The organism is Panacibacter ginsenosidivorans, from assembly GCF_007971225.1.
Taxonomy (GTDB): Bacteria; Bacteroidota; Bacteroidia; order Chitinophagales; family Chitinophagaceae; genus Panacibacter; species Panacibacter ginsenosidivorans.
Genome location: NZ_CP042435.1, coordinates 3286524 through 3299213, shown reverse-complemented (window position 1 = coordinate 3299213; position 12690 = coordinate 3286524). Strand labels below are relative to the sequence as shown.

The 12690-nt window shown below is 38.4% G+C and carries 11 protein-coding genes; 6 read left to right on the top strand and 5 right to left on the bottom strand.

Going from position 1 to position 12690, the window contains the following annotated elements:
• Nucleotides 1-159 precede the first annotated feature (159 nt).
• Complete coding sequence (locus tag FRZ67_RS13875) at nucleotides 160-927, top strand: sugar phosphate isomerase/epimerase family protein (RefSeq protein ID WP_147190233.1); 768 nt, start codon at nucleotides 160-162, stop codon at nucleotides 925-927.
• 174 nt (nucleotides 928-1101) lie between these two features.
• Here the strand turns inward: FRZ67_RS13875 and FRZ67_RS13870 are convergent, their stop codons facing one another.
• From FRZ67_RS13870 to FRZ67_RS13860, 3 genes are all read right to left on the bottom strand, one after another.
• On the bottom strand, nucleotides 1102-4434 hold the full coding sequence (locus FRZ67_RS13870) for a ThuA domain-containing protein (protein WP_147190232.1): 3333 nt from the start codon (nucleotides 4432-4434) through the stop codon (nucleotides 1102-1104).
• A gap of 99 nt (nucleotides 4435-4533) precedes the next feature.
• A complete protein-coding gene (locus FRZ67_RS13865) occupies nucleotides 4534-5472 on the bottom strand; it encodes a TIM barrel protein (protein WP_147190230.1) in 939 nt (312 codons plus the stop codon).
• Between the two features lie 195 nt (nucleotides 5473-5667).
• The gene (locus FRZ67_RS13860; protein ID WP_192903873.1) at nucleotides 5668-6030 is read right to left on the bottom strand and encodes a DUF488 domain-containing protein; all 363 of its coding nucleotides are present in this window, start codon (nucleotides 6028-6030) and stop codon (nucleotides 5668-5670) included.
• 160 nt (nucleotides 6031-6190) lie between these two features.
• On the opposite strand from FRZ67_RS13860, the gene FRZ67_RS13855 reads away from it, so the two are divergent.
• Both FRZ67_RS13855 and FRZ67_RS13850 read left to right on the top strand, forming a co-directional pair.
• Nucleotides 6191-7432: a DUF2264 domain-containing protein gene (locus FRZ67_RS13855; RefSeq protein WP_147190228.1), complete on the top strand. Its 1242-nt coding sequence runs from the start codon at nucleotides 6191-6193 to the stop codon at nucleotides 7430-7432.
• A gap of 164 nt (nucleotides 7433-7596) precedes the next feature.
• Complete coding sequence (locus FRZ67_RS13850) at nucleotides 7597-7953, top strand: SnoaL-like domain-containing protein (RefSeq protein ID WP_147190226.1); 357 nt, start codon at nucleotides 7597-7599, stop codon at nucleotides 7951-7953.
• Here FRZ67_RS13850 and FRZ67_RS13845 read toward each other — a convergent pair.
• Nucleotides 7950-8642 (bottom strand): DUF4386 domain-containing protein, encoded by a 693-nt coding sequence (locus FRZ67_RS13845; RefSeq protein WP_147190224.1) that lies wholly within the window; start codon nucleotides 8640-8642, stop codon nucleotides 7950-7952. The two genes, FRZ67_RS13850 and FRZ67_RS13845, sit on opposite strands and share 4 nt — an antisense overlap.
• 172 nt (nucleotides 8643-8814) lie before the next feature.
• Here FRZ67_RS13845 and FRZ67_RS13840 point away from each other — a divergent pair, with 172 nt between their 5' ends.
• The 3 genes from FRZ67_RS13840 (at nucleotide 8815) to FRZ67_RS13830 (ending at nucleotide 11680) form a co-directional block, all read left to right on the top strand.
• The gene (locus FRZ67_RS13840; protein WP_147190222.1) at nucleotides 8815-9639 is read left to right on the top strand and encodes an SGNH/GDSL hydrolase family protein; all 825 of its coding nucleotides are present in this window, start codon (nucleotides 8815-8817) and stop codon (nucleotides 9637-9639) included.
• A 101-nt stretch (nucleotides 9640-9740) separates the two neighbouring features.
• A complete protein-coding gene (locus FRZ67_RS13835; protein ID WP_225975339.1) occupies nucleotides 9741-10550 on the top strand; it encodes a M57 family metalloprotease in 810 nt (269 codons plus the stop codon).
• A gap of 302 nt (nucleotides 10551-10852) precedes the next feature.
• Nucleotides 10853-11680, top strand: a complete 828-nt coding sequence (locus FRZ67_RS13830) for a cyclic nucleotide-binding domain-containing protein (RefSeq protein WP_147190220.1) — start codon at nucleotides 10853-10855, stop codon at nucleotides 11678-11680.
• Between the two features lie 72 nt (nucleotides 11681-11752).
• On the opposite strand, the gene FRZ67_RS13825 is transcribed toward FRZ67_RS13830, so the two are convergent.
• Nucleotides 11753-12442 carry a POT-type proton-dependent oligopeptide transporter gene (locus FRZ67_RS13825; RefSeq protein ID WP_147190218.1) on the bottom strand — a complete coding sequence of 230 codons (690 nt, stop codon included), beginning with the start codon at nucleotides 12440-12442 and terminating at the stop codon, nucleotides 11753-11755.
• Nucleotides 12443-12690: the final 248 nt, after the last annotated feature.

Below are 12690 nucleotides of genomic sequence, written 5' to 3'. Positions count from 1 at the left end.
CGTAAACTTGTAAACTGCCGAAACATCTTATGCCGTACAAGAGTGCGACGCAACGAGAGCTTCATACATGTACTGAAGCCTGGTTCATAAAAATGTATTTTGCAATAGGTAAGTGTTGCATAACTTTAAAAGATCTCTTCAATATTTATTTTTATTAGTATGAACAAAGATGATATATCGCTTGCCCAATGGGCATTGGTAGAGGAAATACAAACGGGGAAATGGAAGACACTTGATTTCCCTAAAATAGCCAGGGAAGATTTTGATCTTAACGGCATTGAGTTTGTAAATACGTTGTTTGAAGTGCCCACGGCAACATACTTAAATGCATTAAAAAGAAATGCTGATGATTATGGTGTTGCCATGGTGCTGATTATGGTAGATGATGAAGGAGATGGATGTGCATCCACAAAAGCAGAACGAAAACAATTTGAGATCAATCATCGCAAATGGATAGATATAGCACATTATCTCGGTTGCCATGCTATACGCACCAATTGCAGAGGGAATGAAATTATTTCTAAAAAGGATGCATTGCGATATGCTGCAGAATCTTACAATTTATTATTGCAATATGCAGAAGAAGCAAGCATAAAAGTGCTTATAGAAAATCATGGCGGCGTGTCAAACGATCCCGATTTCATGCTGGCGTTAATGAAAGAAGTGAGTCATCCTTTGTTTGGTACGTATCCTGACTGGCGCGAACCAGCTGATGATTTTGATAATTATGCTTACCTGCAAAAAACTGTTCCTTTTGCAAAAGGAATGTCTTACCGCAACCAGCCTTCAGAAGCGCTTACTGCAAAAATGATCGGGCTTTGTAAACGAAGTGGTTATCACGGGTGGTATGGCATTGAATCGGATGGAAGAGCAGCAGTACAAGAAGGCAAACGTTTATTGCAAAAATATCTTTTTAATGAAGTGTAGGTTAAGCTGTTGCCAAATTAAAAAGTATAATTGCCAAGACCTGGTTACTGATTGCTGAAACCTGTTTTTTAGTACAAGTGTGCGACGCAACAATGCATCATATTTATTCAAATGTTGGGTTCATAAAATAAAAAAAGCCTCATTGCTGAGGCTTTGTAAAAATTATTAACGGATTTATTTTGCAAACTTTATCCAGTCAAGTAAGCACAAACCTTCTCCAGCTATTTCGCCATCTTTCTTAAATACAAAATACAGATCATGTTTGCCACCGGGGTCAGTAACTGCGGCTGTGGCTTGTTTGAATTTGTTCCAGTCGCCGGATGATGTGTAGTTGAGCGTGCTTACTACTGCGCCTTTTGTTGAATCAAGATGTATCTCAAGTGTTGCGGCATTATCTTTTGCAGCATAATTATACGTAACCTGTTTGATGTCTTTAAGATCAATACCCTTTAGCACAAAATATGATCTGCTTTTTACTACGCCCAGTTTATTATCATAGCGTTCAATACCACCCAGAACATCTGCATCCTGCGCAGCGATCATTGGCTGACGTAACACGATCTGCTGTGTGCCGGTTAGTGGAACAACGCCATTGCCGTTATCTGTATATGCAGCAGACAACACATAAGTACCGCCTTGTTTACCTGCAACAGATACTGTTCCTTTTGCAGGTAAACTGTCCTGGGTCTGTTGCTGTTTAAGTGAAAGGATATATTTCACAATGGTGCTTGCCTGGTCTTTGCTAAGCTGAGGATGCGCTGTCATATAATGTGTATTGCCCCACACACCAGCGCCACCGGTGATGATCTTATTGGCTAACTTAGAAATTACATCAGGCCTGGCTTCGTAACTTTTGGCAACTTCTATAAATGCAGGGCCTAAAACAGTTTTATCAATTTGATGACATGCTTTGCAATCACTTGCCTGTATAAGATCTTTTGCAGGAGTGACCCATACGCCTTGCCCGTTTACTGTTTTGAATGTACCCGCTTCTTTTGGTACATATTCCAGTTTTACATTTATTTTCTGCGGGTCAATATTGGCGTCTTCTTTGTCCTTTACATCAACAGTATAATCAAGTGATACAGCATCAAAATAAAATGAACTATTGCCTGTTGTGTTGATACTTACCTGCGGCGTTGTATTACCTGCTTTCATTTCCATGGTATCAACAGAACTTAAGCCAGAAGGATCAGTTACTTTCAACGTTACTTTATATACACCTTTGTTATTAAAAGTATATTCAGGGTTTGCATCGGTTGAACCAACTTTATTTCCTTCAAATGTCCATTCGTATTTTAGTTGATCATCTTCATCATTGTCATAACTCTTATTGCTATTGAAACTTACTTTTAATGGTGTTAAACCAATGGTATCCTTTGCACTGATCTTTGCAACCGGTGCACGGTTACCATCATTATAATCCACTCTCACCAATCTTGCATCATCATTATCTGCGCCGTAAACAGTACCATATTCCAGTACATACATAATACCATCAGGTGTAATATCCATGTCTATCGGTCTTCTGAAATCCCCTGTTAAAGGCATGAAGGCTTCCATGCGTTTATAGTTTTCATGCTCATCAAAACGTAAAGCAAATACCCAGTTGCGCATCCAGTCAAAAACAAATAAACAATTATCATAGTAAGCAGGAATACTGTTTTTCTTCGCAAGACTTTTGTTGTAATGATAAAAAGAACCTGCCATAGCAGCTCTTCCACCTTCACCAAGCTCAGGGAACTCTTTATAGAAACCATAAGGATACCAGATCATAGGCTTCGTTGGAGCAGGCAGCTTTTTTAGTCCTGTATTATTTACAGAATTATTGGTTGGCCCATTTACATCGAAAAGATCACCTACTGCTTTAGTAGCAAAATCAGAATCGTGGTATGCTTTGCTGTCTCCTACAAAATAAGGCCAACCATAGTAGCCCGGCTTTTTAGCCTGGTTAAATTCATCATAGCCTCTTGGTCCGTGACGCGAATCATCACCTGCATCAGGACCAACCTCACCCCAATACAAAGTGGAAGTTTCCTGGTTTATAGAAATGCGGTAAGGGTTTCTGCAACCCATTGTATAGATCTCTGGTCTTGTGTCCGCGGTGCCTTTGGCAAACAGGTTTCCCTCAGGTATGGTATAACTGCCATCAGCTTCAGGGTGAATACGTAAGATCTTTCCGCGCAGGTCATTGGTATTGGATGCAGACCGTTGTGCATCGAATGTTTTTCTTCCTGCTCTTTCATCCAAAGGTGCATAGCCATCCGATTCAAATGGAACGGTGTTGTCGCCAGTGGAGATAAAAAGATTTTTATTTTTATCCCACGCCAGAGAACCACCGGTATGTGCACTTACTTCTCCGTCAATGGGCACCTGTATAATTATTTTTTCTGAGGCAAAATCGAGTGAATCATCACCAATCATTTTAAATCTTGAAATGTTCTGGTGATAATTTTTATCAATAGGTGTGTAAAAGAAATAAATGAATTTATTGGTTTCAAAATCCGGATCAATAGTTAAACCTAATAAACCATTACCAGACACTTGTTTGGTATCCAATAACACAGGAAACTTGTGTACAAGCTTTGTAGTATTTGCTACAGGATTATAAGCATAAAAATTGCCGGAGCGCTCAATGATATAAACCGTTTTATTTGCAGTAACGGCAATCTCCATTGGTTCATTTAAATCGTTGGTAAGAACAGTTTTGGTAAACCTGTTTTCTTCAGGAGCTTTTACAGCGTATGCTTTTGAGTAATCCAGCTTTGCTGTATCAGCCCCCATTGCATATTTTATTCCACCTGCAAGATGTTTCAGAAATAAAGGCTCACTAAAACTTTCTTCAGTATGCCCGCCACCGGTATAGAATGCCCTTCCGCCATCATAATCATGATACCAGGCAATAGGGTGATCCTTTCCATTCTCACCGCCTTCGTAACTATCTTCATCAAGTGTTGCAATTACATTAAGGTCTGCATTGATGTTTTTATAATTATACCATTCATCTGTACGTTCCCATTTTCCAGGAATACCTTTCATAGCTATATTGCCTGTATCTTTTACTACAACGGTTGCCTTTCTTACATTCGGATTGCCGGGATGGCTTTTAAAATATGCACCCACCAGTTTATTGTACCATGCCCAGTTGTATTCTGCATCAGCCGCCGCATGTATGCCCATAAAACCACCTCCGGCTTCAATATAGTGTTGAAATGCCAGCTGTTCGTCGCTATTAAGAATATTGCCAGTTGTGCTTAAGAAAATAACAGCTCTATATTTTTTGAGATCTTCATCATTGAATACACTTGAGTTGGAGTCAACATCTACACTAAAATTATTTTCTTTACCAATCTGCTCTATTGCTGCAACACCTGCCGGAATAGAAGCATGATGATAACCTTTTGTTTTTGTAAACACCAAAACTTTGCGGGCATCAGAATCCGTTTTACAACCGTTAAAGAATATTACAACAGTTAAGAGGCAAATGAAGGAAGCAATCTTTTTCATGATAAGTTGATAAGCGAGTTAATTAATACAACCGAAAGATATTCTAAAATGTTTGATTGGCACTTATACTTTATTATCGCTTTTTACAGCAGTTTTGTCTTATTTGCCATTAATAATCCCATTAACCAATAGCTTCATTTTTTGGAGGCCTGTTTTTGCAACCAATAAGGCATCTTGTTTCCAGTAGTTCTCATTAAACAATTCAAGGGATAAAACCTTTGTTCCGCCCATTGTCATCAGGTCACGAAGCAATTGTTTTAGTGGAGCAGTACCATCTCCCGGATACACACGATCACCGTCTGTTTGTTCTTCTCTTGGTTTAGAAGCAGGATAATCATTCATATGAATAATGTCGATCATTCTGCCATTTAAGAGCTTTAAACTATTAAAGCCTGAACCGCCACGGAATAAATGATACACATCCGGTAATATCCGCGCATCTGCATCATCTGCGGCAGCAGCAATGGCAAGGGCCTGGCTAAGATTATAAAGTGTACCCGATGCGCCCCAAAATTCAAGCAATGGCATTACATTATATTTTCTGCCTAGTGCAAGTATGTCATGATATCGTTTACCTGCAGTTTGAAAATTTATCGGCTCATTGCTTTCCACGCCAGCCGGTGGTGCTGCTATACGATGGCAACCGAGTACTGCCATCATTTTCATTTCTTTTTCCAGTTCAATCAACCCATCTTTTCGTTTAGTTTCATCATCCACCATCCAGGTTGTAAAGCTGATAGCATCTTCCACAGTAATGCCCCTTGCTTTTATAAACGTTGCTAAAGATTGAATGCTGTTTCCCTTATCTAAATAATCTTTTACGTCGCTTACCCAAAGCTCCACGCCATCATAACCGGCTTGTGCTGCTATGTCAATATACTTTAACAGGCCCACTTGCTGACCGCTTATGGTACTCGTATTAAGGCAAAAACGAAAAGGTGCTTTAGAAGTTATAGCTGCCCGCACCAACGATCCCGGCAATAACGTTGCAAGTGTTGCTGCACCCGATAGTTTTAAAAGCTCCCGTCTGTTAAGCATAAAATATAACTGGTAATACCAGTGAAATAATTGTTGTTCTGCAAGACTACCGGAAAGATAATTAAATAAAAAATGCGATCTGCATTTTTACAAAGAAGCATGTAAGTGAGAGAAGGAAATATGGTACAGGCTGAAAAACTTTATTAAACTTTTGTTGTGTCACTCACTTGTACGTTCGGTTATTTGTGCAGCAAATCAACATATACTAATGATTTTTTGTAAGAATTCTTTTAGCACCACTGCCTGATTATGTTGTTCATCTTTTGCGCCATATATCAATGTGACTTTTTTATGTGTCTTTGTCAGCCTTATAATTTCTTCAATAGCTGTTGAATGTTTAAGCTCAGCATTGTATTTAGCTGTAAATACTTTCCATTTTTTTACATCATGATTAAACCATTTACGTAATTTTGAAGAGGGGGCAATTTCTTTTAACCAAACATCAACATGCATATCTTCTTTTTTGATGCCGCGTGGCCAAAGCCTGTCAACCAATATTCTGAATCCATCTGATTTTTCTTTTGGCTCATATGCTCTTTTAATTTGTATAGTCGCCATATAAAAAAAATTAACACAAATATACTATCGCTTCAATCAAAGATCCATTAATGATCTAACCGATGAAAGTAGTGCGACGCAACGAAGCTAAATCAGGGCTTTACAGCTGGTATCAAAATAAAATTACTTTTGATTTTTTATTATCATACACAACAAATCAATGATCAGGAGAAATTTTTTGAAAGCAACTTCTACGATTGGTGCAGCAGGTTTACTGCAATTCAATAAAGCACGTGCTAAATATACTGCTGAAAATTTTGATAGCGACCGTGCATATTGGGTGCATATGCTTACAAAAATTACACTTCCGGGCTTGCAGGCATTGAGTGCGAAAAGGCTGAAAATATTAATGCCCGTTGAAGCAAAAGAAGGCGCACTTAATGATCGTAAAAAAGTAACTTACCTGGAAGCACTTGGCAGAACTCTTGCAGGGCTTGCACCCTGGCTGGAACTTGGACCTGATGATACAAATGAAGGAAAGCTTAGAAAACAATTTATTGAACTTGCTGCTGCATCTGTAAAAAATGCGGTCGATCCTTCATCGCCGGATTATATGAATTTTACAGAAGGGGGTCAGTCATTGGTTGATGCTGCATTTCTTGCACATGCATTGATACGTGCACCCAAACAACTTTGGGGTAATCTTGATACAGCAACACGCATACTTTTAACCAATGCGTTGCAATCAACACGAAGTATACAACCTCCACAAACCAACTGGCTATTATTTTCTGCAATGATAGAAGCAGCGCTTTTAAAATTTACCAACACGTATAATGAGTCGCCCGTAACTTATGCTCTGCAACAACATGAAGCATGGTACAAAGGAGATTCGATATATGGTGATGGTGCAGAACTTGCATTTGATTATTACAACAGTTTTGTTATTCAACCAATGCTACTTGACATTACAGCTACAGTTAATGAAGCAACTCGACAATACGGGGACAGAATGTTGTTGTATGAAAAACGCTCGCAACGCTATGCAGAAATACAGGAACGTTTTATCTCACCTGAAGGTGCATTTCCACCGGTAGGCAGATCATTAGCATACCGCTGTGGGGCATTTCAGTTACTGGCACAACTTGCATTGCAACAAAAGCTTCCTGCATCATTGCAACCTGCTCTGGTGCGCAGTGCATTAACTGCTGTGATAAAAAAAAGTATGGACGCACCGGGTACTTTTGACAACAACGGATGGCTTACTATTGGTTTTTGCGGACATCAACCAGATATTGCTGAGCTGTATATTTCCACAGGCAGTTTGTATTTATGTACGGTTGCTTTTCTTCCGCTTGGGTTGCCTGCTACAGATGCATTCTGGGCAGATGGTGCAATGGAATGGACAAGCAAAAAAGCGTATTTGGGCAAAAGTTTTCCAATCGATCATGCCTTAAAATAAGGAGCAGTATGAAAAGAAAACAAATTTTTATTTCCATTTGAAACCTGAATTTTACAATGACTTTTGTCGCATATCGCCCCTCTAAATGTCTCAATAGCCTCATTATACTGTTAACAGGTATAGTATCTTTATGTAGAATTGAAATTCCGTAAAGCTTTTATAAAATGACAACAAAAGAATTAGCCATTCGTTTGGTGGATTTATGTCGCAATGGCAAAATAGAAGAAGCCAAAGAAGAATTATTCGCGCAAGATATTGTTAGTCTTGAACCATATGAAGGCATACTGCCAAAAGAAACAAAAGGCATGGATGCTATAAGAAGGAAAGCCGAGTTGTTTATTTCAATGGTAGAAAATTTTTACGGTAGCATTATATCTGATCCGGTGGTGGCAGGCGATTATTTTTCCGTTGCATGGGATACTGATCTGCAAATAAAAGGAGAGCCCCGCAAAACAAACAGCGAATTATGCGTGTATAAAACAAGTGCTGGTAAGATTATTTCTGAGCAGTTTTTTTATTAAGTCAATTGTTTTTCCCACACAGCAATATTTACGCCTTTAAAGATCAACCACAGGCATAATGATAATTCCGCGATGAACGGAGGCAGCAGTATTGCAGGAAATATTTTATCAGAGGATTCTGGTGCAAAGATGTTTGCCAAATAACACACGCCAGCAATTTGCATCAATACGCCGATGGTCTTTGGTAAGTAGCCACTCTTGAAGATAAGGTAGCCCATAATAAGACATGTGCAGCCAAAAAACATAAGGCCAAGCCCAAAACCATATCCATGCGCTTTTATAGAAAGATAAGCAAGTGTATAGAGTTGTTGCGCATCAAAAGACTTGAGATAATCTCTACTACTTAAAGGAAACAGCGCTACTATAAGACTTAATTTATTAACTACCAAAACAGCAGTTTGTATTAAATTGAAAAGCAATGACATTAGCGCAAGGTTCTTATCCACCGGTTTAAGTAATAAATAAAATATCAGCATCAAAGGAATGTCACAAATATGCATTAGCAGGTCTGTTGCAATACCACTGCGCCAAAGTAATTGCGAAGTGATAATGTTATTGGCAGTAGCAGCAGCATTGCCTGACACAATAAGTTTAGAACGCACAAACATTTCGCCATAGAAACCGGCTGCTATAATAATTAAATAAAGTATTCCACCAATCCTAGCGGTCTTGTTAACAGAAGTACTCATATGCTAAAAGTTAGGTGTAGTGTTCTTCAAGAAACTAAATAAATATCAAAGTTTTTAAGACATACTAGATAGACGGCTCATTTGCATCTTTAGTGGCTACTGCGTTTTAATAAACAGGGCAGCCCAATCGCTATTTTATCATTTAATTTTACTGCTATAAAGAATTAATCTCATGAAGCGATTGTTGTGTATAGTTGCTATAGTTGCCATAACCACTTCTTTTACAAAAAAAGAAATTACCTGGACAGCCATTGGCGATTCCATTACGTATCTGAATAACCATGTTGATGAAACAGGCAACCGCATTACCAAAGGTTATATGACATTGGTCACAGAAAGATTGCCATACATCCATTACATTAACCAAGGACATAACGGCTGGACATCCGGAGGTATTGCAAATGAGATCGAACATCTAGGCCTTTCAAAGAGTGATGTATATTCCGTATTTCTGGGAACGAATGACTGGTGGTCCGGGCGTACATTGGGTATACTTGCAGATTATCAAAACAACACTGGTAATAATACTGTATATGGATCGTTTCGTATTATTATTAATAAGCTGAGGAGCTTGAATAATAATGCTAAGATCATACTTATTACCCCTATGCAAAGAGTGGATTTTATTTATATCAACGATATGAAAAATAATGCGTGGGGTTCTTACAAGCAGAAAAACGGTCAAATGCTTTCACAGTTTGCGGATGCCATTATTGGAATTGCAAAATACGAGCACTTTGATGTTGTTGACCTCTATCACAAAAGCGGTATGGATTATCCAAACCTCGTAAACTTTAAGCGTTTAAAAGATCCCAAAACGGGTACTTACAAAAATTATCCATATCCTGATTTTATTGATATCCCCTTTAACGCGAATACAGACGATTATCCTTATCCTTTAGATGCGGTCAACATCACATATGATGGATTACATCCTTCTGATAAAGGCTATGCTATTATTGCCGCCATGTTGGTAAAAATAATGAAGAGGTATTGAGATGAGGCAATTGGGTACAGATATATTTTTTAATTAATCAATTAATTATAACTTGAAGTTTCATTATCCAATTTTATCATTTACCAAAATCAGATCAAAACATGAGAAAGTTTATGAAAGCAGTCGGGATTGCCGGCATGGCATCAATTTTAATTACTGGTTGTAAAAAAGAAACAAATACTGTTGCTCAGCAGGCAGTTGTTTCAGATGATGTATTAGCTCAGATCAAAAGTCTCGGTTTTTCCAACACAAATGTTGAGAAAATTGACGAAGGCTATTTGGTAGAAGGCGATATCATTTTAACGCCGCAGGATCTTGCTACCCGAAATACAGTTATGGCAATTCGTGTTGCCAATACAGAGCAGTACCGTACCACAAATCTTGTAACTGGTTTACCACGTAATATTACGGTGGCTATATCAAGTCAGTTACCTTCATCATATACAGCCGTCCTGGATGAAATGGTGAGGCGCTATAATGCAGAAGGTTTGCGAATTACATTTACACGTGTTTCAAGCGGCGCTACTATCACTTTTGCAAAAGCAAATGGATCTTATCTTGCATCATCAGGTTTTCCTGATGCTGCAGGTAATCCTTATCCTACAGTAAAGGTTAATTCAAGAGCCATCGGAACAGGCACAAGTACAACATTTATTAATTATGCGGCAACTATTTTTGCTCATGAAGTGGGTCATTGCATTGGCTTCCGGCACACAGACTACATGGATCGTAGTTATAGCTGCGGTGGTGGCTATTCAAACGAAGGTGCATCTACTGTGGGGGCAATTAATATTCCGGGTACGCCTACAACGGCTGAGCCAAACTCATGGATGCTGGCTTGTATAAGTGCCAATCAAAACCGGCCTTTTGATTCTTATGATAAAACGGCTTTATCGTATTTATACAAGTAATATAATCCTTCAAAAATAAAAAGCGGCATTCTGTTTTCCAGAACGCCGCTTTTTATTTTACTGACACAAAACCTTCGTTACGCCAAGTTCCGGACGCCGAAGAGTGCGACGCAACAGGTGATGCCATAAAAGGTAAATGACGGACTCATAATAATTCACAGCTACAATATTTGTAACGGATGAAACTGCATATGCTTATGCACTGCCGAATGCAGCCTGTATTTATTCTATACAATCAACTCTTATCCTATCTTTAATCATTACTTACTCCAACAAGGTAAAACCTTACTTAAAAAAAGTTTATGACCTCCGAAATGTTAAGAAAGATCCCATTGTTTGCAACACTCAATCCTGAAGAATTAGAGGATTTGTTGAAGCAGCTTATAACTGAAAAATATCCACCTCATACAGTTATTTTCTGGATGGATGAACCAGGCGATAAACTTTATTTAATTGAAAAAGGAGAAGTGCGCATAAGTTATACCAATAAAAATGGCAAGGAAATTACACTTGCAACACAAGGCGAAGGAACTTTTTTTGGAGAGCTTTCATTACTTGATGCGGGGCCACATACAGCAACGGTGCGTACAATCAATGAAACAACTGTACTTTACATAGATCAGGGCACCTTTTACAGTTACCTGGATAAGCATCCTCAATTTTCACGCACCCTACTTGCAGTACTTGTTGACAGGCTTCGGACAAATATTGTGAATATGCATTTGCATACGACAGAGAAGCCTGTTGTTTCTTACCAGCCTGCTTCATTTAGAAGATTTGTTGACAAAGCTGCAAGCCTTGTATCCAGCAGCCGTTTTCTTATTTGTGCAGCTATTTTCGTGGCAGGGTGGATTATTTTCCAAACATGGTATTACCAAAAGCTTCACAATGGTGTTATTAGTTTTGCAGATAATCCTCCTACATTTTTCTTTTTGGGGTTTATGCTTACGCTTACATCTTTTTTGTTAACTATTCTTGTGCTTACCAGTCAACGGCGCTTGGCAGAGCAGGATAGAATAAGAGCAGAAATTGAATACCAGGTAAACTTAAAAGCGCAGGCAGAAATAATGCGGCTGCAGTTGAAGATGGATGAAGTATTGAAGTTGCTGGAAGAAAAAGATGACCACTAAATAAAAAGGTAATGCTCAGTATGGTTGATAGCAGGTACTAATTTATTCCAGATTAACAGCTAAAGATATTTCTTATAATATGGGCTTTCTGAGGTAGGGTTTTATTATAAAAAAATAGAATAGTGTAGCCGCCAGCATTACAATTATAAAGAACAAATAATAATAAGAACCGGTGAATCGGGAAAATAATCCGTCGTTAGCTATGCTACCATTTATTAAAGACAGTATAATATTTCCAATAGACAGAGAGAGCAAAAAGAAAGCCATGATAGTGCTTTTCATACTTTCTGGCGCCTGCGTATAAGCATATTCTAATCCTGTCTGGTATATTAGTACTTCTGCAATGGTAAGTAACATATATGCAAAGAATTGCCAGCCAATACTCGGATGAAACCCTTTGTCTATTTGTGTCTGCAACCAGTAAATCCCAATAGAAAATAAGCTTACAATAAAGCCAGGACCAAACTTGTTAAGTGGATTTATCTTCACCCCATTTTTCTCGAGAAAAGGAAAGAGCACAAATGTGAAGAAGGGAATAAAAACAAGCACAAGAATGCCATTGGCCGGGTTAAAAAATTGTCTCACTAAAAAAGTAGTAAGTATGGCACTCATTCCGTAAAAGCTGAATCGTTCAGCTATCTCATTACTCATTATATATGGAATACCTGCGGGCAGTTTATTTTTTTGTGTTGGCATGGTGTCAGGAAGATACATTTTTTTGCATTCAACTATTGCTGTTATTGAATATGGCTTCTCACTCATATACAAACAAAAATTTCAACAGCATACACTTTCCGAAAGGCAAGGTTTTGTTGGCCCCTGCTTTTGAATATCATTAAGCTTCCCTTGCGTCGCACTCTTGTACATTCGGATTTTTGCTCAACCCTCAGTTTTGCTTCTGTTCTAAAACTCTAGCTATAAAAATTAAGTAACAGGTGGGTGTAGGTCTTATAAGACCCTCAATTAAGAAAACATAACTGCGCAATTTTGGGACGGTAAATTCCCAGTAT

Bases quoted from the DNA above. Each gene is read 5' to 3' on its own strand.
- FRZ67_RS13875 (WP_147190233.1), top strand. From the start codon at position 160: ATGAACAAAGATGATATATCGCTTGCCCAATGGGCATTGGTAGAGGAA.
- FRZ67_RS13870 (WP_147190232.1), bottom strand. From the start codon at position 4,434: ATGAAAAAGATTGCTTCCTTCATTTGCCTCTTAACTGTTGTAATATTC.
- FRZ67_RS13865 (WP_147190230.1), bottom strand. From the start codon at position 5,472: ATGCTTAACAGACGGGAGCTTTTAAAACTATCGGGTGCAGCAACACTT.
- FRZ67_RS13860 (WP_192903873.1), bottom strand. From the start codon at position 6,030: ATGGCGACTATACAAATTAAAAGAGCATATGAGCCAAAAGAAAAATCA.
- FRZ67_RS13855 (WP_147190228.1), top strand. From the start codon at position 6,191: ATGATCAGGAGAAATTTTTTGAAAGCAACTTCTACGATTGGTGCAGCA.
- FRZ67_RS13850 (WP_147190226.1), top strand. From the start codon at position 7,597: ATGACAACAAAAGAATTAGCCATTCGTTTGGTGGATTTATGTCGCAAT.
- FRZ67_RS13845 (WP_147190224.1), bottom strand. From the start codon at position 8,642: ATGAGTACTTCTGTTAACAAGACCGCTAGGATTGGTGGAATACTTTAT.
- FRZ67_RS13840 (WP_147190222.1), top strand. From the start codon at position 8,815: ATGAAGCGATTGTTGTGTATAGTTGCTATAGTTGCCATAACCACTTCT.
- FRZ67_RS13835 (WP_225975339.1), top strand. From the start codon at position 9,741: ATGAGAAAGTTTATGAAAGCAGTCGGGATTGCCGGCATGGCATCAATT.
- FRZ67_RS13830 (WP_147190220.1), top strand. From the start codon at position 10,853: ATGACCTCCGAAATGTTAAGAAAGATCCCATTGTTTGCAACACTCAAT.
- FRZ67_RS13825 (WP_147190218.1), bottom strand. From the start codon at position 12,442: ATGAGTGAGAAGCCATATTCAATAACAGCAATAGTTGAATGCAAAAAA.